The sequence below is a fragment of the Streptosporangium sp. NBC_01810 genome (assembly GCF_035917355.1).
Lineage (GTDB): Bacteria > Actinomycetota > Actinomycetes > Streptosporangiales > Streptosporangiaceae > Streptosporangium.
On sequence record NZ_CP109070.1, the window covers coordinates 4,840,353 to 4,860,033 of the forward strand.

Here is a 19,681-nt window from a genome sequence, read left to right on the forward strand (position 1 = left end):
AAGAACTCACATCATCCTCGCCACCTTGGCCGTGCTGCTGGCCGTCATCGGCGGGTACGGCGTTGTCCGGGCCGTCGTCGACACCTCCCCCACCGCGTCCTCGTCGGACCCGGCCGCCGACAACCCCCAGGACTCCCCGAATTCCTCGGACTCCCCGACCTCCCCGAAATCCCTGGATCCCTCGCAATCCCCCAGGCCCTCACGGTCCTCCGCGACTCCGGAACCATCCCGATCCTCGCGTTCACCCGATAACGGAGGAGGGGGCGGCGGATTCGGGGGATCCGGCACGGCCCGGATTCCCGGTCCGACCCTAAACAACGTTTACCCACAGGACAAAGACAACGAGGGGAGATTTTCCGCGACGGGCGGCTGCCTGGTAATGGTTAACACCAATGCCGACATTCCCGTGCAAATCCGGTCAATAAGGATGCGAGGGGGTACGCAGGCAAAGATCCCGGATCAACCGTGCGATACACCTGCGGACGGAAGCTCCTGGAACGACGAGACTCTCGGCGTGACAGGCCCGGTGAACCCCTGCTCGCCCGGGATCACGCTGGAGCCCGCGTCGGTGTCTCCACGACATGCGTGCAACATCCGCATCGTCAGAGTGCCCGGCCTCGGCGCCGAGACGGCACTCCTCGACATCGAAGTGGTGGCGCGATGCACCTCGAAGACTCCCCGCCCCTGCTCCCTGCTCGGTGAGAAATACTTCCCGTCCGCCGAGCATCCCGTCACCGCGATCGTCCACATGACATATCCCGCGCTCTTTCAAGCGGACACCGAGAACAACACCCCCGAGGGCGCGACCCCGGAGGAATCGCCCGACACCGAGGAGACGCAGGATCCGCCCACTGAAAACGTTCCGACCGAGACCGACACCCCCCACAACACGACCCCGGAGGAGTCACCCGATACCGGAGAACCACAGGATCCGCCCACGGAGGCCGTCCCGACGGAGGAGATACCCACCGAGAGCGAGACGTGACCCAGACTTCCGAATCCGAATCCGAATCCGAATCCGAATCCGGAGCCGCGGCGGCGCCATGGGGGAGCCAGATTCGGGAACGCCTGGGGGCGGTGGCCAACGTCATAGCGCCTACCACCGTGGTGACCACGCTGCTGTTCTACTTCGGCTATGTGGCGACGACGGCGCGCTTCGGGCATTTCGGCGTCTACGCCGGGAACAGCAGGACCCTCGTCGTCCCCTACGACAACACCGTCCGGATCCACCTCATCGCGGGATGACGGCGTTACGTGGTGGAGGCCGTGTACGCGATCGTGGACATCGTGCGTACCGGCCGCTCCTGGCCCCGGCTGCCGGGTGGTGTTCGCCGGCCTGGGCTTTGCCGGGCGACCGGTGCCCTGGGCCCGGCAGGTGTGCTGAACCTCATCTCCCGGCCTCCGCGAGAAAGGGCCGTTCCGGGGCGAGTCGATGCCGTAAGCACGGAGTCGCGCCACCCGGCGGTGCCGTACCGGGTCAGATGGAGACCGGGCCGTAGCGGGCGGCGGGGGCGCCGGTGGTCATGGCCCAGTAGCGGTCGCCGTAGGACCAGTGCCACCACTCGGTGGGGTAGTTGACCAGGCCGGCCGTCTCCAGGGCCGCGCCGAGGATCTTGCGGTGGTGCCGGGCCTCGGCGGACAGGCCGGGGGCCTCGGTGTAGCAGGCGCCGCCGCTCTGCTCGGGGGTGGCGTTGAGCGGGGTGCCCATGTCGATCTCGGTCCCGTCCTCGGTGGACAGGGTCAGATCGACCGCCGCTCCCGCGGTGTGCGGGGCGATCTCGACGGGCGAGACGTAGCGGCTCGCCGCACTTCGGAGCTCAGCGGGCGACATTTCCGGAAATGTCGCCCGCAACTCCGCCGAGTAGTCATCGAAGATCTTTTTCTGGGTCACCAGCGGCCGGTAGCCTTCCACGACCAGCAGCCGGTATCCCCCGGGAAGCTGCGCCTGCGCCTTCTCCAGCCGGTCCAGCAGTCCGAGCCGCAGGTGGGCGAAGGCCCCCTCGGCGTCGGCGAGCCGCCCGTCCGTCTCCAGCCGCCCCCGCACGTCGATCAAGGGCTCACCGGACTCCTCGACGGGGATCGAGGCGACTCGGGCGTCGGAGATCAGCACGATGTCACGCATGACGGCAATTCTTCACCAAATACCTGCCTGCTGGAGACCCGGTCCTCCAGAGGAGGTCACGGAACGGTCGGCGGCTCGTCAGCTTCGGCCTGCCCGGCGGAGGGGTGCTCCGGAACTCCGCCGGCCGCTGTCGTCGGCCGCTGTCGTCGTCCGCTGTCGTCGTCCGGCAAGGAACCCGCGAAGATCGAGAACGGATCGGCCGCCGGCCTCCTCCGGGCGGAAGAACGTCAGACGGTGACATCAGACGGTGACATCAGACGGTGTCGGAGAACACCTGCTCCCGAGCCTGCTGCAGTGCCGACACCAGGGCGCCGCGCAGCACCGGGTTGCCTCTGACCCGCGAGACCACGACCTTGGGCTGGCTCGGGCAGACCCGGGCCACCGCATCCTGCACCCTGGTGGCGAGCGCGTCCCCCCCTGCCCTGCCGACATCGCCGCTGAGCACGATCAATCCCGGGTCCAGGACCACGGCGACCGCGGCGACGCCGACCGCCAGCCGCCCGGCCAGCTCGTCCAGAAAGGCCTCGGCACCCTCCGCGACGGCCGTACGGACGTGGTCCCCCACCGAGTCCGTGTCGGGGTCGTACGGCCCCGAGGCGGAGCCGATGCCGTGGGCACCGGCCAGCCCGGCCACGGCGTCGCCGCCGACCAGGCGCTGGAACGAGCCCGACTGGGGCTCGCTCACATCCGTGGGGAGCGGCTCGCCGGGAACGGGAAGCCAGCCGATCTCACCGGCGCCGCCGGTGAAGCCCCGGTGCAACCGCCCACCCAGCATGACGCCGAGGCCCTGGCCGACCCCGGCCCAGACGAGCACGAAGTCGTCGACGCCCAGCGCGGCGCCGTGCGCACGCTCGGCCAGCGCGGCCAGGTTCACGTCGTTCTCGATCGTCACCGGGACGCCGAGGTCACGGCGGAGCTCGGCGAGCACGCCGTTGTGCCAGGAGGGCAGGTCGAAGGAGAACCGCACGTCGCCGGTGCCGGGGTCGACGACGCCCCGGGTGCCGATCACGAAGGCCCGGAGCCGGTCCACCCCGATGCCCGCCGACGCGCACGCCTGGCTCACCGCGCTGCGGACCAGCCGTACCGGGTCGTCGTGCCCGCTGGGGTCGGCCGAGACCTCGGCGACGAGCGTGCCGGTGATGTCTGCGACCCCGGCGCTGATCCGGTCGGGGAGCACGTCAAGCCCGACCACGTAGGCGCACGAGGGCACCACCCCGTAGAGCGCCGCATTGGGGCCGCGCCCGCCGGCCTGCTCGCCGACCACCGCGACCAGGTCGCGTTCCTGGAGTCTGGCGAGCAACTGCCCCGCGGTCACCTTGGAGAGCCCGGTGTGTTCTCCCAGCTCAGCCCGGGTGAGAGGGCCACTGGACAGCAGGAGCTCAAGTGCCGCGCGGTCGTTGAGCTGGCGCAGCAACCGGGGTGTCCCCGGGCGTGTGGACAAGGCCGTCCTCCCCGTCACGATCCGCTAACGATCGTTTCTTTTAAGAAAGTTTCTTGTTAGTTTAGCCATAGTCAGCCCGCAGGCAAGCGATCGGAACCGCGGGTTGCCACAAGTTCCGGCAGCTCCCAGTGAGTGCAGAGGGTCGCGGGGACCCCGGCCATAACAAGACGAGCGCAAACCCCGGCGAAAGCCTGAAAGGGAGAACTCCAGTGAAGTTCGCGAGAATCGCCACCACGACGGCCACCACGGCCGCCCTCGCCCTGGGTCTCGCCGCGTGTGGCAGCAGCGAGCCCGCCACCCCGGCCGCCGGTTCCGACGCGTCGGCTCCCGCCGCGTCCGGGCCCAAGTTCGCAGGTCAGAGCCTGACCGTCTGGCGCCTCGGCGCTCCGGACGAGAAGCAGAACAAGCTCATGAGCGACCTGAACGCCAAGTTCAAGGAGACCACCGGCGCCGACGTCAACCTCCAGTGGGTGCCGTGGCCCGACGCGCAGGCCAAGTGGACCGCCGCGCTCGCCGGCGGTGAGGGCCCCGACGTCACCGAGTTCGGCAACGACCAGGTCGCCGCCTGGGTGGCGCAGGACGCGCTGACCGACATCACCGACATCGTCAAGGCCGCCCCCGACTTCCAGCAGATCCCGCAGAACCTGTGGGGCTACGAGACGGTGGACGGCAAGATCTACGCCGCCCCGTGGGGTGGCGGCACCCGCGCCGTCCTCTACCGCAAGGACTGGTTCGAGGACCTGAAGATCGAGGTGCCCAAGACCTGGGAGGACCTCGTCGCGGCGGGCAAGAAGATCGTCGCCGACAAGGGCAAGGACGTCGACGGCTTCGCCTTCAACGGAGGCTCCGACGCCAACATGTCGCTCTCCCCGTTCGTCTGGTCGGCCGGTGGCGACTTCGCCGCCTTCGAGGGCGGCAAGTGGGTCGGCAAGCTGACCGAGCCCGGTTTCAAGGAGGGCTTCCAGTACTACACCGACCTGGTGACCAAGCACGGCGTCTCCCGTAAGTCCGCGCTGACCCAGAACTCGGTGGACATCGCCACCCGCTTCGCCAACAGCAAGGTCGGCATGTACGTGACCGGCGGCTGGGACATCACCACCATCAAGGAGCAGAGCGGCGGCAAGGTCGACGACGCCAAGATGGCCTTCTTCTCGCTCCCGGCCAAGGACGGCAGCGGCCCGGCCCCGGCCTTCCAGGGCGGCAACGACATCGCCATCTGGAAGGACACCAAGAACGTCGAACTGTCCGCCGAGTACGTCAAGCTGGCCGCCGGCAAGGAGTTCGGCACCCGCTACGCCAAGGAGGGCGGCCTGCTGCCGCTCTACCCGGAGGCCCTGACCGAGTACGCGGCCGACCCGCTGCAGGCGCCGTTCGCCGAGACCTTCAAGGTCGCCAAGGGCTTCCCGAACGACACCAACTGGGCCGAGGCCAACGACACCAAGGCGGTCCTGCAGAGCGCGGCCCGCTCGGTCATCGAGGGTAAGAAGGACGTCGACACCGCGCTGGCCGACGCCAACAAGGAACTCGAAGAGATCCTGAACCAGTAGACATGGCGAACACCTCAACCATCGCCCGGGACGGGGGCTCCCCCTCCGTCCCGGCGCGGGGGCACCGAGGCGCCACGCCCCCGCGCGGGTCCAGCGGGCTGCCCGCCTGGGCGGTCCCCTACGCGCTGCTCGTCCCCGGCCTGCTCGTCATCGCGGGCCTGCTGCTCTACCCGCTCTTCCAGATGGTCGTCATGTCCTTCCAGAACGTGGGACTGCGGCAGATCCGGGGGGTACCGGCCGAGTCCGTCGGCCTGGAGAACTACCAGAAGCTCATCGAGTCCGAGCTGTTCTGGACCTCGCTGCGCAACACGGTGGTCTTCGCCGTCGTCACGGTGGCGCTCACCCTGCTGCTCGGCACGCTGGTCGGCCTGCTCCTGCACAAGCTGGGCAAGAAGATGTCGACCTTCCTGATCATCGGCATCATGGCCGCCTGGGCCACCCCGCAGATCGCCACCGCGATCATCTGGCGCTGGCTGTTCGACGCGGAGTCGGGCGTCATCAACCGGGCGCTCAACGCGCTGCCCGACTGGTTCTCCTCCCTGCTGTTCGGCCGCTCCGACTGGACCGGCGAGCCGTGGCTGAACGACGCGTTCACCATCTACCTGGTGCTGATCATCGCGGTGGTCTGGGCGTCGTTCCCGTTCATCGCGGTCTCGGTGCTCGCCGGGCTGAAGAGCATCTCCAAGGAGTTGTACGAGGCGGCCAGGGTGGACGGCGCCTCCGCGTGGCGGATCTTCTGGAAGATCACCTTCCCGCTGCTGAAACCGGTCTTCGCGGTACTGACCGTGCTCTCGGTGATCTGGGACTTCAAGGTCTTCACCCAGCTGTTCGTGCTGGCGGGCGGCACCTCCAACCGGGAGGCGTTCAACCTGTCGCTGTACGCCTTCACCCAGGCCTTCAGCGCGCCGCCCAAGATGGGCATGGGCGCGGCCATCGCGGTGGTGCTGACGCTGATCCTGCTCGTCATCACCTTCTTCTACGTCCGCCAGATCGTGAAGACGGAGGACGTTCGATGACCACCTACGACATGCGCCACCGGACGAAAAAGGCCAGGAAGCGCAGGCGGCTCGGCAAGGTCGGCCTGAACACCGCGGCCATGGTGGTGTTCCTGTTCGCGGTGTTCCCCGTCTACTGGATGGTGACCACCGCCTTCAAGAGCAGCGAGCAGATCTTCACGACGGACTTCATCCCGTTCCCCACCGACCCCACGCTCGAACACGTGCGGCGGGTCTTCACCGAGGGCGTCGCGGGCCATTCCATCTGGCGCTACCTGCTCAACAGCTCCATCGTGGCCCTCGGCACCGTGCTCGTCGGCGCGGTCTTCTCGCTGCTGGCGGCGACCGCGGTGGCCCGCTTCCGCTTCCGCGGGCGCACCTCGTTCCTGATCCTGCTGCTCATCGTGCAGATGGTCCCCGGCGAGGCGCTGCTCATCCCGCTGTTCATGATGGTCAGGCGGGCCGGACTGTACGACCAGCTCCTCGGCCTCGTCGTGGTGAACGTCGCGATGACGCTGCCGTTCGCCATCTGGATGCTGCGCACCTTCGTCGCCGCGGTTCCCAAGGAACTTGAGGAGGCGGCCTGGATCGACGGCGCGAGCCGGTTCGCCACCTTCTGGCGGGTGCTGTTCCCGCTGGTGGCCCCCGGTCTCGTCGCGACGAGCATCTTCTCGTTCATCACCGCGTGGAACGAGTTCGTGTTCGCGCTGACGCTCATCGGCGACCAGGGCAGCTACACCATGCCCGTGGCGCTGCGCTACTTCGTCAGCCAGCGGTCGGTGGACTGGGGCGCCATCATGGCCGCCTCCACCCTGATGACCATCCCGGTCATCGTCTTCTTCCTCCTGGTGCAGCGGCGGATGGTCTCCGGACTCGTCGCGGGCGCCGTCAAGGGCTGATCCCCCATCGGTGCTGGTACGGCTCGCACCCACAAGCGCGGGCCGTACCAGCCCTACCTGTTCCCTTCATGTCCCACCCCCACATCTCAGGTAAGGAACACCTACCGCCATGTCTGAGCTCATCGCGAATCGCGGCGATCAGGGGCTGCGTCGTCTCGCGGTCGGCACACTGCTCGCCGCGTTCCAGGGCACCGAGGCGCCCGAGTGGGTCCTGCGGGAGCTGGAGAACGGTCTCGGCGGCGTCACACTCTTCGGCTTCAACGTCGCCGACGCCGCGCAGCTGTCCGCCCTCACCTCCCGGCTGCGCGAGACCGGCGACCCGGTCATCTCGCTGGACGAGGAGGGAGGCGACGTCACCAGGCTCGCCTACCACGTCGGCAGCCCGTATCCCGGCAACGCCGCCCTCGGCGCCGTGGACGACGTCGAGCTCACCCGGCGCGTCTACCGGTCCATCGGCGACGACCTGGCCCGGTGCGGCGTCAACCTGGACATGGCCCCGGCCGCGGACGTCAACACCGCCGACGACAACCCGGTGATCGGCACCCGCTCGTTCGGGGCCCAGGCCGCGCTCGTCGCCCGGCACACCGTCGCAGCGGTCCACGGCCTGCAGTCGGCGGGCGTGGCCGCCTGTGTCAAGCACTTCCCGGGCCACGGCGCGACCCGGCAGGACTCCCACCTGGAGGTCCCGCTCGTCGACGCCTCCGCCGAACTGCTGCACAAGCGCGAACTCGTGCCCTTCCGCGCCGCGATCGAGGCGGGAACCAGATCCATCATGACCGCGCACGTGCGGGTCCCCGCCGTCACCGGCGGGCTCCCCGCGACGCTCTCCCCCGCCACCCTGACCGGCCTGCTCCGCGGCGAGCTGGGCTACGACGGTGTGATCGTCACCGACGCCCTCGACATGCGGGCCGTCACCGACACCTACGGCCTGGCAGGCGGCTCGGTGCTCTCCCTCGCCGCCGGAGCCGACCTGCTCTGCCTGGGCCCGATCCCCACCGAGGACGACGTCCACCTGATCGTGGACGAGATCATCGCCGCCGTACTGGACGGGCGGCTGCCCGTGACCCGTCTGGAGGAGGCGGCCGAGCGGGTGTCCGCCCTGCGCGCCTGGTTCGGCACGCCTCGCACGGGTGAGGCCGAGCCGGACGTGATCGGCCTCACCGCCGCCCGCCGCGCGGTCAGCCTCACCGGCTCGGCGCCTCCCCCGGTCGACCCGCTGGTGGTCGAGGTGGACACCCCGCCGACCATCGCGGTCGGCGACGTACCGTGGGGTTTCACGCCGCTGCCGACGCGGGCGGAGGTGCTGCGGGTCAAGCCGGAGGCCGCCGACGTGCCGGGCATCCTGGAGCGCGCCTCGGGCCGCTCCCTGATCGTCGTCGTCAAGGACGCCCACCGCTACGAGGCCAGCAAGTCGGTGATCTCCGCGCTGCTGGCCGCCCGCCCCGACGCCACGGTGGTCGAGATGGGCCTGCCGATCTGGCGCCCCGAGGGCGTGACCTACGTGGCCACCTACGGCGCCGCCCGCGCCAACGCGCAGGCCGCCGCCGAACTCCTCGGCGTCTGACCGCCCCCCGTCACGACGCGGCCCGCCCCCCGTGGTTCTCACGGGGAGCGTGCCGCGTCCTCGTTCTCAGGACGCGTTCGCGGGCACAAGTCCGTAGCGGTCGGCGACGGCCTGGACCTCGGCCCTGAGCGCGGCCGGCGGGCGATCGCCGAAGCGTTCCAGGTAGGCCGCGACCTGCTCGGGATCGTCGCGCAGGAACGGGAAGCCGGTGGGGACCATGTGCCGGATCGCCAGCAACGGGACCGGGCTGCCCAGCGGGAGGTAGAAGGTGCCGCGTTCCAGCGCGGTCTGGGTGTACGGGCAGACGGGCCCCTTCCTGCCCAGTTCCGCATGGGGGCGGCAGAGATACTCCCGCGCCCAGGTGACGATCTGCGGAGGCGGCTCACCGAAGGGCTCGGCGGGGTCGCGCTCTACTCCCGGAACCTCGTGGACGGCGAACAGGTCAGAACGCTGACCGCCGCCCTGCGCGCGGAGAACCCCGATGTGGTGATCGCCACCGACGAGGAGGCGGGCGACGTCACCCGGCTGGAGGCGCTCACCGGCAGCTCGCGCCCCGGCAACCTCGCACTCGGCGCGATGGACGACCCCGAGCTGACCGAGCTCATCGCCCGAGAGGTCGGGCTGGACATGGCCGCCGCGGGCATCGACCTCAACTACGCCCCCGTGGTCGACGTCAACTCCGGCCTGGACAACCCCGTCGTCGGCACCCGCGCGTTCGGCACCGACCCCTGGCTGGTCGCCCGGCACGCCCGCGCCTGGGTCACCGGCCTCCAGTCCGCCGGGGTGGCCGGCTGTGCCAAGCACTTCCCCGGCCACAGCGCGACCGCCGCCTCGGGCCGGGCCGCCGCCGAACTCCTGGCCGGCCACCGCTGACCGGGGGAGCAGGCCGTCCCCCTGGATCCACGGCGCCGCGGCGCCGCCGGTCACCGCGGCTTCCTCCCCCTCCCGCGAGGCGCCGTCCACCGCTCCTCGCCACGGCAGGATCCGCAGGACCGGGCCTAGGAGGCGAAGATCTCCTCCCGGGCCTGCTCCAGAGCGGCTATGACGGCCCCGCGCAGCACCGGGTTGCCGGTCACCTCGCTGGCCACCACCTGCGGCCGGACCGGGCAGATCCTGGCCACCGCCTCCTCGATCCTGAAGGTGAGCGCGTCACCTCCGGCCCTGCTGACCTCACCGGCGAGCACCACGAGCCCGGGGTCGAGCACAACGCACACCGACGCCACGCCCAGCGCCAGCCGCCCGGCGATGTCGTTGATCAGAGGTTCTCCCCGCTCCCCCGCCGCGACCGCCGCCGCGACACACTCGGCGGCGTTCTCCCCCTCGAAGCCGTACGTCGCGGCGAGTTCGACGACCGCCTCGGCGCTGATCAGGGACTGCAGGCCACCGGCGAGCGACGGCAGCCTGCCGGGCACGGCCCGCACGTCCTCGGCCAGCGGCACGCCGGGCACCGGCAGGTAGCCGATCTCACCCGCGCTGCCGGACCGGCCGCGGTGCAGTCGCCCGCCGAGCACGACGCCGAGGCCGATACCGCGGCCCACCCACAGGAGCACGAAGTCGTCGGCCTCGCGGGCGGCACCCAGGGTGCGCTCGGCGATGGCGACGAGGTTCACATCGTTCTCTATCTTGACGTCGCGACGCAGGTCACGGGCGAGCGCCTCATGGATGCCCTCGTGCCAGCCCGGCAGGTCGAAGGAGAATCGCACGTCGCCGGTGCGGGGGTCGACCACGCCCGGAGTGCCGATGACGACCGAGCGCAGTTTGGAGAGCGCGACCTTGGCAGACCGGCAGGCCTTGACCACCCCGCTGTGCACGAGGGCGACCGGATCCTCATGCCCGTTCGGCGCCACCCGCACCTCGGCGATGATCTCCCCGTGGATATCCGCGATGGCGGTCGCAACGAATTCCGGACCGACATCCAGGCCCGCCACATAGGCCGAGGAGGAAATAATCCCATAAAGCGCAGCATTAGGCCCACGACCCCCCGCCTGCTCCCCCGCCACCTCCACCAGGCCGCGCCCTTCCAGACGGGCGAGCGTCTGGGACGCCGTCACCTTGGAAAGACCTGTGAGCTCCCCGATCTGCCCCCGTGTCAGCGGCCCGGAGGCGAGTAACAACTCCAGGGCGGCCCTGTCGTTGATCTCCCTCAATAGCCTGGGCACGCCAGGACGTCGCTCCATACGCATGCTCTCTTGTTCGCCGTTTCCCCGTCGCAATTACATTCAAGCAAGAATAACGGTTCTATTCATTAATAAGACTTCCTGATAGTTTAGCCCGGCGGCGGCCCGGCGGCGGCCTCGCTTCCCGCACACCTCGTGCTCTGGGCCGACCGGCTGGAGGAGGTGGTGGACCTGACACTCTGGATCGATCCGCGAGTGATGAACCGGGAGCAGGCGGAGGGCTTCGGGACCGGGCTCGCCCGGCTCCTGATCGCGGCCGGAGACGGGGACGTCCAAGCTTGCGACATTACGAATATATCGGGAATTTCGCCTATCGAGCGTGATGCGGACTGGATCTACACCGACTCCTGCTGGGTGAGCCTCCGCGCGGTGGAGCGGCTCGTCGGTGAGGCGGTCCAGGGAAGGCCCCATCTCGTGACACGCACTCCGGATGGGCTCCTGACCTGCCACGTCACCTCAGAAACCGCCGAGGAGATCCACGCGGCCTGCCTCGCCCTGCTGCCGGGCCGCACCTCCGCGATGGCCCCCCACCGCTATGTCGTGCACGCGCCGGAACCCACCGGCGTGTCGCCGTACGGCCCCGTCCTCACCGAGGGCGACGGACGTCGTTCGACGTCCCAGTACCCCTCGCGCGTAAGTAGCCAATAGCAGGCGGGATAATCGGTTACATGCGCCTATCTGCTCGTGTCGACTATGCCCTCCGTGCCGCCGCCGAACTCGCCGCCGCGGGTGACGGCCCCACCACGGTAGGGGAGCTGGCCAAAGAGCAGGACATGCCTCCCAAGTACCTTGAGAACATCCTGCTCCAAATGCGCCGCGCCGGGCTGGTGCGCGGCCAGCGTGGCCCCGAGGGAGGCTACGTGCTGGCCCGCCCGCCCGCCGAGATCAGCCTGGCCGATGTGATCCGTGCCGTTGACGGCCCACTCGCCAACGTCAGGGGGGAGCGGCCCGAGCACGTCGGCTACCGGGGCCCCGCCGAGTCGCTGCAGCAGGTCTGGATCGCGCTGCGCGCCAGTGAGCGGGCGATCCTGGAGGAGGTCACGCTTGAGAACGTGGCCACCGGGGCCCTCCCCGAGCGGGTTCGCAGCCTGTCCGCCGACCCCGCGGCCTGGGACTGACCGTGCCCGCCGTGACGTCCGCCGTGATCGTGCCGGTACCGCCCACCCGGAACCGGCACGTATCTCATGGCGGGTGCCATGCCCGAGGGTGATGTCGTCCACCGAGCCGCGCTGCGGCTCGGCCGGGCGCTCGACGGACGGACGCTGACCCGCTCGGACTTCCGTGTGCCGCGCCACTCCACGGCCGATCTCACCGGGCGTGCGGTACTGGAGACCGTCTCACGCGGCAAGCACCTGCTCACCCGTGTCGAGGGCGGCCTGACCGTCCACACCCATCTGAGGATGGACGGGAGCTGGCAGATCTCGCCCTCGGAGCGGGGGCTGCCCCGAGGCGACGTCGTCCGCCTGGTGCTGGCCAACGCGGAGTGGCAGGCCGTGGGGGTCCGGCTGGGCATGGTCGACCTGGTCGGAGCAGAAGAGGAGTGGCGGCTCGTCGGGCATCTCGGACCCGACCTGCTCGGAGAGGACTGGGACGCGGCCGAAGCCGTACGACGGCTGGCACGGCGGCCTGAGACGAGCATCGGGGTCGCGCTGCTCGATCAGCGCAACCTGGCGGGAATCGGCACCATCTATCGCGCCGAGACGCTTTTTCTCACCGGGGTGTGGCCGTGGCGACCGGTGGGGGCGGTAAAGGATCTGGAAGCGATCGTGTCGCTCGCGCGGCGGTTGATGGACGCGAACAAGGAACGCCAGAGCAGGACCACGACGGGTGACCTCCGTCCAGGGCGGAGCACCTGGGTCTACGGCAGGGCCGGGCGGCCTTGCCTGCGCTGCGGGCAGCGGATAAGTCACGGGGAGATGGGCGCACAGCCGCAGGAACGGCTGATCGTCTGGTGCCGTCACTGCCAGCCGGAGGAACCGACCGGCTAGGCGGCGACCATGTCGTTGACTTCGGGAAAAACGGAATCGGGCACGGTCTCGGGAATCGGCAGACGCTCCCGCTCGGGGACATCGCCCGCCAGCACCGGAGCGTGCTGGAGCTCGGCCAACGCGAACTGGTCGGAAACCTCACGGAGAACCTGTGAAAGCGGCACGCCCAGGGCACCGCAAATCGACGCGAGCAGCTCTGAAGAGGCCTCCTTCTGGCCACGCTCCACCTCGGACAAGTAGCCAAGAGAAACCCGAGCCAGTGTGGACACCTCACGCAGGGTGCGACTCTGCCGCACCCTCAGCCGCCGCAGCACGTCACCGAGCAGCTGACGCAGCAGGACCATCTGTCGCTCCCTCCCCGGCGCGGATGCCTTCGCGACACTCCGCGCTATCGGTTCGTGCCGCCCGTTCTTCGAACGCGACCCTTGGTACATACTCCTCGCCGTCATCATCGCTTGACCTTTACCTCACTCACAGTTCCACCGTACCTGTATCCACCGATGCCGCGGCAGACCATGGGGAGCATGTTCGCTGGGGACGTAACGCGGTAATCACCCGGAATGTTCCCCCACGTTCGCCTCCAGCACACCTAGAAGAAGGTCCACAGCCTCATTCACCGTCGATTCTCGAATCTGCTCACGAGTCCCCGCGAGTTGCGGATCCCGGTGCCATACCCGTCCGTCCGGACCACTAACGGCGAGGTGAACCGTACCGGCCTGTTTACCGTCCTGTGGGTCGGGACCGGCCACACCGGTGACGGCCAGACCGTAGGTGGAACCGGCCAGGAGACGCACCCCGGTCGCCATGGCGGCGGCGACCTGCGGGTGCACGGCGCCCTCGCGGTCGAGCAGGTCCGCGGGGACGCCCAGCAGCCGCCGCTTGAGCTCGGTGGAGTAGGAGACGACCCCTCCCACGAAGGCCGCGGAGGCTCCCGGCGGATCGGTGAGGGCCGCCCCGATCAGCCCGGCGGTCAGTGACTCGGCCACCGCCACCGTCTCTCCCCTGCGGATGAGGAGGGAGAGGACCGTGGTGGTCGCGAGCAGGCGGTGGCTCATACGGCCCGCGCCCGCTTCGCGACCTGCCGGAGCTTGATCGCCCGGATCACGTAGTCAAGGCCGGTGCCGACGGTGACGACGGCAGCCGCTCCCATGACGACCCAGCGGATCACCTCGGGCACACCCGGCCAGATGTATGAGACTATCGCGGCGATCTGCAGGACGGTCTTCACCTTCCCACCGTAACTGGCCGGGATGACGCCGTGCCGGATGACCGCGAACCTCAGCGCGGTGACGCCCAGCTCCCTGCCCAGGATCACGATGGTGACCCACCAGGGCAGCTCCTCCAGCACCGACAGGCTGATCAGCGCGGCACCGATGAGGGCCTTGTCGGCGATCGGATCGGCGATCTTCCCGAAATCGGTGATCAGGCCGTAGCGGCGGGCCAGCTCGCCGTCGAGCAGGTCGGTGAACGAGGCCACCATGAAGACCACCAGCGCGGCGACCCTCCAGCCGGATCCCGGCAGGAAGAGGCAGGCCGCGAAGAAGGGAACCATCGCCAGTCGTATCACCGTCACGACATTGGCGATGTTCCACGCGCTCACCTTGGGGCGCACGGGTGCCGCTGTCGAGTCGGTGCCGGTCTCTGGCGTGTTGGTCATACGCTCTCCCGGCCCGGTGGCGCGCTCATGGGGCCGCCTTGATGCGGGCGATCAGGTCGACCCCCTCCGAGTCGACCACGACGGCCCGGACGATCTGGCCGGGGACCAGCCCGATGCCCTGGACCGTCACCGAGCCGTCGACCTCGGGCCCCTGATGGGCTGCGCGGCCCTCGTAGCCGCCGTCGCCCAGGTCCTCCTCGATCAGGACGTCGACCTCGGTGCCGATCCGCTCCTCGGCCCGCTGGGCCATGAGCTCCTCGGCCAGCTCGGTGAGCGCGGACAGGCGGGCGTCGACGATCTCCTGGTCAAGCTTGCCGGGGAGTGCGGCCGCCTCCGTGCCGTCCTCGTCGGAGTAGCCGAAGATGCCGATCACGTCGAGCCTGGCCTTCTCCAGAAAGCCCACCAGCTCGCCGAACTCCTCCTCGGTCTCGCCGGGGAAGCCCACGATGAAGTTGGAGCGCACGCCCGCCTCCGGGGCGTGCGCGCGGATCGACTCCAGAAGGTCGAGGAAGCGCGCGGGGTCACCGAAGCGGCGCATCCGGCGCAGCACCGGACCGCTGGCGTGCTGGAAGGACAGGTCGAAGTAGGGGGCAACCCCCTCGGTCGAGGAGATGATCTCCAGCAGCCCCGGGCGGAGCTCGGCGGGCTGCAGGTAGCTGACGCGCACCCGTTTGATGCCCTCGGTCGCGGCGAGCGAGGGCAGCAGCTTCTCCAGCGCCCGCAGGTCGCCCAGGTCCTTGCCATAGGAGGTGGAGTTCTCACTGACCAGCACCAACTCCTTGACGCCCTGCTCGGCCAGCCACGCGGCCTCACCGAGGAGTTCCTCGGAGCGGCGCGAGACGTACGCCCCGCGGAAGGCGGGGATGGCGCAGAACGTGCAGCGCCGGTCGCAGCCGGAGGCCAGCTTCAGCGAGGCCACCGGCCCTTCGCCCAGGCGCTTGCGGAGCGGCCGGGGGCCGCTGGCGGGTGCCAGGCCCTCGGGCAGCTCGCCGTGGCCGGGAATGGCGGTCTTGGGGGCGGCGGCGCGCTCCACCGGCGAGATGGGCAGCAGGGTCCTGCGGTCACGAGGGCTGTGCGGGACGAGCGGCCTGCCCGCCAGCACGTCGTCGAGGCGGGGGCCGATCTCGGTGTAGTCGTCGAAGGAGATGACCGCCGCGGCCTCGGGCAGCGCGTCGGCGAGCTGGTCACCGTACCGCTCGGCCATGCAGCCCGCGGCGACCACCTTGGCCCCGGAGTCGGCCGCGGCGAGCAGCGTGTCGATGGAGTCCTTTTTCGCTGAGTCGATGAAGCCACACGTGTTGACGACGACGACGTCGGGATCGTCGTCGCCCAGCTGCCAGCCGGCAGCCTCAAGACGAGCGGCGAGCTCTTCGGAGTCGACCTCGTTGCGTGCGCAACCAAGTGTGATCAGCGATGCGGTTCGGCGGGATGACATGGTGAACACTACGGTATCGGGAGTTGGCCACTACCCGATGCACCTCCCCCGCTCCAGCACCGCGCATCCCCGTCTCGCCCCGGCCGTCCCGACGTGCGGGCGGGGAGCCCGAGAGGCGAGGCCCACCGCGCCGACCAGGGACGTTCGCCCTGCTGGACGATCCAGGAACCCGGCCGGAGCCGTTGCCGCGGCCCCGGCGAGAACTCCCGGTCGCCGCGTCAGCGCTTCTTGGCCGCGGGAGCCTCGTAGGAGCGGTTGATGATCTGCCCCGGAGTTCCCGGGGCTCCCAGGTTCTTGCCGTTCACCTTCAGCGAGAACGCTCCTCCGTCGCCGAAGGTGACCCTCATCTTGTCCTTCGCCTTCCAGGTCGAGGTCTTGCCCGCCTTGAGCGTTCCGGAGAAGAGCCTCTTGCCGCCCGCGTCCTCCACGTCGAGCCAGGACGTGCGCTCCGCCCTGACCTGGAGGACGACCATGTCCTTGTGCCTCCCCTCGGCCAGAGACGCCGCCCGGCCCGGTGAGCCGGGACCGCCGTCGGCCGGCGGCGGCAGCGCGGCGGGCACCGGAACGGGATGGACGTCCATCATGGGCGCGTCACCCCCGCCCATGGTCCGCACCACCCCGAAGATGACCACGATGCCCAGCGCCACCGCCATGGCCGTCGTCCAGTTGGGCGAGCGGCGCTCACGGATCTTCAGTGGCATGTCGGCCTGGAAGACGCTGGACGCCCGGACCGGCAGCGGGACACCCCCGTGCTGCTCGTCGTAGCGGTGCACCAGCGTCTCCGGATCAAGCCCGACGACCTTGGCGATGTTTCTTATATGGCCCCGCGCGTAGAAATCACCCCCGCACTGGGAGAAGTCGTTCCTTTCGATCGCCTGGATGAGCACCTCGCGGATGCGTGTCCGCGCGCTCAACTGCCCAACGGTCATCCCCATCGACCGCCTGGCATCCGCCAGATCGCTTCCAATGCCCATGGCGCACGCCCCTCAGCCCCCGACGTTGCGTAGCGATCCCCATTCAATCAGTAACCGGACGGAAGGTGTGCGGCGGGGGTCCGTTCCCTCCCGGTGTGTCATCCTCCACGCAGGTCGGCCAGCAGGCCGGGGAGTTCGTCGGGCTTTACCATGACCTCCCGCGCCTTCGAACCCTCGCTGGGCCCGACGACGCTCCTGCTCTCCAGCAGGTCCATCAGACGGCCCGCCTTGGCGAAGCCGACCCTGAGCTTGCGCTGGAGCATCGAGGTCGAACCGAACTGGGTGGTCACGATGAGCTCGGCCGCCTGGATCAGCAGGTCGAGGTCGTCGCCGATGTCCTCGTCGATCTCCTTCTTGGAGGCCGCCACGGCGGCCACGTCGTCGCGGTACTCGACGGCCATCTGGGCTTTGCAGTGCCCGACGATCTCGCCGATCTCCTTCTCGGAGACGAAGGCGTTCTGCAGCCGCATGGGCTTGCTGGCGCCCATCGGCAGGAAGAGCGAGTCTCCCTGGCCGACGAGCTTCTCCGCGCCCGGCTGGTCCAGGATGACCCGGGAGTCGGCCAGCGAGGAGGTGGCGAAGGCCAGCCTGGAGGGGACGTTGGCCTTGATCAGCCCGGTGACCACGTCCACCGAGGGGCGCTGGGTGGCGATGACCAGGTGGATGCCGGCGGCGCGGGCCAGCTGGGTGATGCGGACGATGGAGTCCTCGACGTCGCGCGGGGCGACCATCATCAGGTCGGCGAGCTCGTCGACGATCACCAGCAGGTAGGGGTAGGGCTGGTAGACCCGCTCGCTGCCCGGCGGCGGCACCAGCTTGCCGGCACGCACCGCCTTGTTGAAGTCGTCGACGTGCCGGAAGCCGCTGGCGGCCAGATCGTCGTAGCGGCGGTCCATCTCCCCGACGACCCAGTCCAGGGCCTCGGCGGCCTTCTTGGGGTTGGTGATGATCGGCGTGATGAGGTGCGGGATGCCCTCGTAGACGCTGAGCTCGACCCGCTTGGGGTCGACCAGGACCATGCGGACCTCGTCGGGGGTGGCCCGCATCAGGATCGAGGTGATCAGTCCGTTGACGCAGACCGACTTTCCGGCGCCGGTGGCACCCGCGATGAGCAGGTGCGGCATCTTGGCGAGGTTGGCCACTATCGTGCGCCCCTCGACGTCCTTGCCCAACCCGACGATCATCGGGTGGTGGTCCGCCTGGGCCACCGGGGAGCGCAGGATGTCGCCCAGCGAGACGAGGTCCTTGTCGGTGTTGGGGATCTCGACGCCGATCGCCGACTTGCCGGGGATCGGGGACAGGATCCGGACGTCGGCCGACTTGACCGCGTAGGCGATGTTCTTGGTGAGCGCGGTGACCTTCTCGACCTTGACCGCCGGGCCGAGTTCGATCTCGTAGCGGGTCACCGTCGGCCCCCGGGTGAAGCCGATCACCTGGGCGTCGATGGTGAACTGCTCCATCACGCTGGTCAGCGCGTTGACGACGACCGTGTTGGCCTTCGTCTGCGGCTTGGGGGCGGTGCCGGGGCGCAACAGTTGCGACTCGGGCAGGGTGTAGGGACCCGCCTGCGGGGACAGGACGAGCTGCTCGACCTTGCGCGGTGCCGGGGTCGGCTCGGGAGGCTCGGGCGCGTCGTTCCTGACCTGCGAGGGCTCGGACTCGTCCACCAGGCCGGGCACGATCTCCGGTGAGTGGCCTCCGAGCCCGCCCGGCGACTCGGCGACCACGGGCGTGTCGTAGGGCTTGACGTGGTCGCCCAGCTCGGCCCCGCCGGATTCCGGCTTCTTGCGGGTGGTGGGCCGTTTCCTGGACGCCCTCGGCGCGGAGGGCAGGTCACGGTTGAAGAGCATGTGCCTGATCTCGGCCAGCCGCTCGGGGACCCGGTGCACCGGGGTGGCGGTGATCACCAGAACGCCGAAGCCCGACAGGATCAGCAGCAGCGGGATGGTGACGAAGGAGGGCAGGATGCTCGCCGGGGGCGCCGAGACGATGAAGCCGATCATGCCTCCGGCGGCCGACACCTTGTCCATGCCGTCCGAGGCGCCCCCCGAGGGGTAGGGCGTGTCGTGGACGACGTGCACGACGCCGAGCACACCGACGGTGAGGGCCGACCACCCGATGATCATCCGGCCGGTGTCGGCGTTCTGGTCGGGGTGGCGCAGCAGCCGCCAGGCCAGCAGCACGAGAAGGATAGGGACCAGCCAGGTCAGCGATCCGAAGACTCCGCGCATGACCTCGTAGACCACGGTGGAGACCGTGCCGGTGCTCTCCCGCCATGTCATGGCCGCCAGCACGATCGCCCCGGCGAACACCGCCAGGCCGAGCCCGTCGCGGCGGTGGACGGGGTCGAGTTCGCGCGCGTTCTGCCCCAGTGCCCGCGCGGCGCTGCCGATGCCACCCGCGAGGAGCATCCAGATGCCCATGAACAGTTTGCCGATCATGGTGAGAACCCAGCTGATCGGGTCGTGCTGGGGCGAGGCCGGCCTGCGGGCCGCACCCGCACCCTTCCCCCGGTTGGCGGACGCCCGCCGCGCGGGGGCCGTACGGGCCTGGGAGGCGCCCGAGCGACCGGGGGACCCCTTGCCGGGGGGCTTTCCTGAGGAGCCTTTAGACGTACGGGTGGCCATGCTAGGGAGGTTAACGAGACGGGTGGTGGATTGCTCGGCGACTCGCCGGGGGAGCGTCCCCTCACCGACTTTTCACGAAATCGGTTGATACCTCGCAAGCAGTAACGCGCCACCTTCGAAGCCCTCCCCGCGCACCCACCACCGGCGCCCGGAAAACGATTCCCTCCGGAGCCAGAACTTTCCCCGCCCGACCCGGGTCCCACATGTACCGGATCACCACGCCCTGGTGATCTACCACCATGGGGGGCGAGTACC

The 19,681-nt window shown here is 69.5% G+C and carries 20 protein-coding genes; 10 read left to right on the forward strand and 10 right to left on the reverse strand.

Features of this window, described 5'->3' with window-relative positions; all coding sequences use genetic code 11:
• Positions 1-25 precede the first annotated feature (25 nt).
• Positions 26-985, forward strand: coding sequence for a hypothetical protein (locus tag OIE13_RS21035; protein WP_326828606.1), 960 nt, complete (start codon positions 26-28; stop codon positions 983-985).
• Between the two features lie 92 nt (positions 986-1,077).
• Complete coding sequence (locus OIE13_RS21040) at positions 1,078-1,245, forward strand: hypothetical protein (protein ID WP_326637160.1); 168 nt, start codon at positions 1,078-1,080, stop codon at positions 1,243-1,245.
• A 232-nt stretch (positions 1,246-1,477) separates the two neighbouring features.
• Here OIE13_RS21040 and OIE13_RS21045 read toward each other — a convergent pair whose 3' ends face one another.
• Together OIE13_RS21045 and OIE13_RS21050 are read right to left on the reverse strand one after the other, a co-directional pair.
• Positions 1,478-2,122 carry a M15 family metallopeptidase gene (locus OIE13_RS21045; protein WP_326828607.1) on the reverse strand — a complete coding sequence of 215 codons (645 nt, stop codon included), beginning with the start codon at positions 2,120-2,122 and terminating at the stop codon, positions 1,478-1,480.
• Between the two features lie 253 nt (positions 2,123-2,375).
• The gene (locus tag OIE13_RS21050) at positions 2,376-3,563 is read right to left on the reverse strand and encodes an ROK family transcriptional regulator (protein ID WP_326828608.1); all 1,188 of its coding nucleotides are present in this window, start codon (positions 3,561-3,563) and stop codon (positions 2,376-2,378) included.
• Positions 3,564-3,772: 209 nt separating this feature from the next.
• Between OIE13_RS21050 and OIE13_RS21055 the strand changes: the two genes are divergently transcribed.
• From OIE13_RS21055 to OIE13_RS21070, 4 genes are all read left to right on the forward strand, one after another.
• Positions 3,773-5,110, forward strand: coding sequence for an extracellular solute-binding protein (locus tag OIE13_RS21055; protein ID WP_326637155.1), 1,338 nt, complete (start codon positions 3,773-3,775; stop codon positions 5,108-5,110).
• A gap of 2 nt (positions 5,111-5,112) precedes the next feature.
• Positions 5,113-6,126, forward strand: a complete 1,014-nt coding sequence (locus OIE13_RS21060; protein ID WP_326637153.1) for a carbohydrate ABC transporter permease — start codon at positions 5,113-5,115, stop codon at positions 6,124-6,126.
• Entirely contained in the window at positions 6,123-7,004 is an 882-nt protein-coding gene (locus tag OIE13_RS21065; RefSeq protein ID WP_326637151.1) for a carbohydrate ABC transporter permease, read from the forward strand. Before OIE13_RS21060 ends, OIE13_RS21065 begins: the two co-directional genes overlap by 4 nt.
• 109 nt (positions 7,005-7,113) lie before the next feature.
• Complete coding sequence (locus tag OIE13_RS21070; protein ID WP_326637149.1) at positions 7,114-8,568, forward strand: glycoside hydrolase family 3 protein; 1,455 nt, start codon at positions 7,114-7,116, stop codon at positions 8,566-8,568.
• Between the two features lie 66 nt (positions 8,569-8,634).
• Here the strand turns inward: OIE13_RS21070 and OIE13_RS21075 are convergent, their stop codons facing one another.
• Positions 8,635-9,009: a DUF6875 domain-containing protein gene (locus OIE13_RS21075; protein WP_326830305.1), complete on the reverse strand. Its 375-nt coding sequence runs from the start codon at positions 9,007-9,009 to the stop codon at positions 8,635-8,637.
• Between OIE13_RS21075 and OIE13_RS21080 the strand changes: the two genes are divergently transcribed.
• Positions 8,899-9,441 (forward strand): glycoside hydrolase family 3 N-terminal domain-containing protein, encoded by a 543-nt coding sequence (locus tag OIE13_RS21080; protein WP_326828609.1) that lies wholly within the window; start codon positions 8,899-8,901, stop codon positions 9,439-9,441. The genes OIE13_RS21075 and OIE13_RS21080 overlap by 111 nt on opposite strands.
• A gap of 125 nt (positions 9,442-9,566) precedes the next feature.
• On the opposite strand, the gene OIE13_RS21085 is transcribed toward OIE13_RS21080, so the two are convergent.
• Positions 9,567-10,745 carry an ROK family transcriptional regulator gene (locus tag OIE13_RS21085; protein WP_326828610.1) on the reverse strand — a complete coding sequence of 393 codons (1,179 nt, stop codon included), beginning with the start codon at positions 10,743-10,745 and terminating at the stop codon, positions 9,567-9,569.
• A 135-nt stretch (positions 10,746-10,880) separates the two neighbouring features.
• On the opposite strand from OIE13_RS21085, the gene OIE13_RS21090 reads away from it, so the two are divergent.
• From OIE13_RS21090 to OIE13_RS21100, 3 genes are all read left to right on the forward strand, one after another.
• Positions 10,881-11,393 (forward strand): hypothetical protein, encoded by a 513-nt coding sequence (locus tag OIE13_RS21090; protein WP_326637144.1) that lies wholly within the window; start codon positions 10,881-10,883, stop codon positions 11,391-11,393.
• 20 nt (positions 11,394-11,413) lie between these two features.
• Complete coding sequence (locus OIE13_RS21095; RefSeq protein ID WP_326637143.1) at positions 11,414-11,863, forward strand: RrF2 family transcriptional regulator; 450 nt, start codon at positions 11,414-11,416, stop codon at positions 11,861-11,863.
• 78 nt (positions 11,864-11,941) lie between these two features.
• Positions 11,942-12,733, forward strand: coding sequence for an Fpg/Nei family DNA glycosylase (locus OIE13_RS21100; protein WP_326637141.1), 792 nt, complete (start codon positions 11,942-11,944; stop codon positions 12,731-12,733).
• On the opposite strand, the gene OIE13_RS21105 is transcribed toward OIE13_RS21100, so the two are convergent.
• The 6 genes from OIE13_RS21105 to OIE13_RS21130 all read right to left on the reverse strand — a co-directional run bounded on the left by OIE13_RS21105 (position 12,730) and on the right by OIE13_RS21130 (position 19,426).
• Complete coding sequence (locus tag OIE13_RS21105; RefSeq protein ID WP_030904158.1) at positions 12,730-13,077, reverse strand: helix-turn-helix domain-containing protein; 348 nt, start codon at positions 13,075-13,077, stop codon at positions 12,730-12,732. The two genes, OIE13_RS21100 and OIE13_RS21105, sit on opposite strands and share 4 nt — an antisense overlap.
• A gap of 207 nt (positions 13,078-13,284) precedes the next feature.
• Positions 13,285-13,788, reverse strand: a complete 504-nt coding sequence (locus OIE13_RS21110) for a CinA family protein (RefSeq protein ID WP_326637137.1) — start codon at positions 13,786-13,788, stop codon at positions 13,285-13,287.
• Positions 13,785-14,390 (reverse strand): CDP-diacylglycerol--glycerol-3-phosphate 3-phosphatidyltransferase, encoded by a 606-nt coding sequence (gene pgsA, locus OIE13_RS21115; RefSeq protein WP_326637134.1) that lies wholly within the window; start codon positions 14,388-14,390, stop codon positions 13,785-13,787. Before pgsA ends, OIE13_RS21110 begins: the two co-directional genes overlap by 4 nt.
• Before the next feature lie 25 nt (positions 14,391-14,415).
• Positions 14,416-15,825 carry a 30S ribosomal protein S12 methylthiotransferase RimO gene (gene rimO / locus OIE13_RS21120; RefSeq protein ID WP_326637133.1) on the reverse strand — a complete coding sequence of 470 codons (1,410 nt, stop codon included), beginning with the start codon at positions 15,823-15,825 and terminating at the stop codon, positions 14,416-14,418.
• Positions 15,826-16,043: 218 nt separating this feature from the next.
• Complete coding sequence (locus tag OIE13_RS21125) at positions 16,044-16,799, reverse strand: helix-turn-helix domain-containing protein (protein ID WP_326637131.1); 756 nt, start codon at positions 16,797-16,799, stop codon at positions 16,044-16,046.
• 98 nt (positions 16,800-16,897) lie between these two features.
• Positions 16,898-19,426, reverse strand: coding sequence for a DNA translocase FtsK (locus tag OIE13_RS21130; protein ID WP_326637130.1), 2,529 nt, complete (start codon positions 19,424-19,426; stop codon positions 16,898-16,900).
• Between the last annotated feature and the right edge of the window lie 255 nt (positions 19,427-19,681).

Excerpts from the sequence above, each read along its gene's own strand:
- pgsA (WP_326637134.1), bottom strand. The coding sequence starts at position 14,390 with ATGACCAACACGCCAGAGACCGGCACCGACTCGACAGCGGCACCCGTG.
- OIE13_RS21065 (WP_326637151.1), top strand. The coding sequence starts at position 6,123 with ATGACCACCTACGACATGCGCCACCGGACGAAAAAGGCCAGGAAGCGC.
- OIE13_RS21100 (WP_326637141.1), top strand. The coding sequence starts at position 11,942 with ATGCCCGAGGGTGATGTCGTCCACCGAGCCGCGCTGCGGCTCGGCCGG.
- OIE13_RS21125 (WP_326637131.1), bottom strand. The coding sequence starts at position 16,799 with ATGGGCATTGGAAGCGATCTGGCGGATGCCAGGCGGTCGATGGGGATG.
- OIE13_RS21045 (WP_326828607.1), bottom strand. The coding sequence starts at position 2,122 with ATGCGTGACATCGTGCTGATCTCCGACGCCCGAGTCGCCTCGATCCCC.
- OIE13_RS21105 (WP_030904158.1), bottom strand. The coding sequence starts at position 13,077 with ATGGTCCTGCTGCGTCAGCTGCTCGGTGACGTGCTGCGGCGGCTGAGG.
- OIE13_RS21130 (WP_326637130.1), bottom strand. The coding sequence starts at position 19,426 with ATGGCCACCCGTACGTCTAAAGGCTCCTCAGGAAAGCCCCCCGGCAAG.
- OIE13_RS21095 (WP_326637143.1), top strand. The coding sequence starts at position 11,414 with ATGCGCCTATCTGCTCGTGTCGACTATGCCCTCCGTGCCGCCGCCGAA.
- OIE13_RS21060 (WP_326637153.1), top strand. The coding sequence starts at position 5,113 with ATGGCGAACACCTCAACCATCGCCCGGGACGGGGGCTCCCCCTCCGTC.
- rimO (WP_326637133.1), bottom strand. The coding sequence starts at position 15,825 with ATGTCATCCCGCCGAACCGCATCGCTGATCACACTTGGTTGCGCACGC.
- OIE13_RS21110 (WP_326637137.1), bottom strand. The coding sequence starts at position 13,788 with ATGAGCCACCGCCTGCTCGCGACCACCACGGTCCTCTCCCTCCTCATC.
- OIE13_RS21080 (WP_326828609.1), top strand. The coding sequence starts at position 8,899 with ATGGGGGCGGCAGAGATACTCCCGCGCCCAGGTGACGATCTGCGGAGG.
- OIE13_RS21070 (WP_326637149.1), top strand. The coding sequence starts at position 7,114 with ATGTCTGAGCTCATCGCGAATCGCGGCGATCAGGGGCTGCGTCGTCTC.
- OIE13_RS21085 (WP_326828610.1), bottom strand. The coding sequence starts at position 10,745 with ATGGAGCGACGTCCTGGCGTGCCCAGGCTATTGAGGGAGATCAACGAC.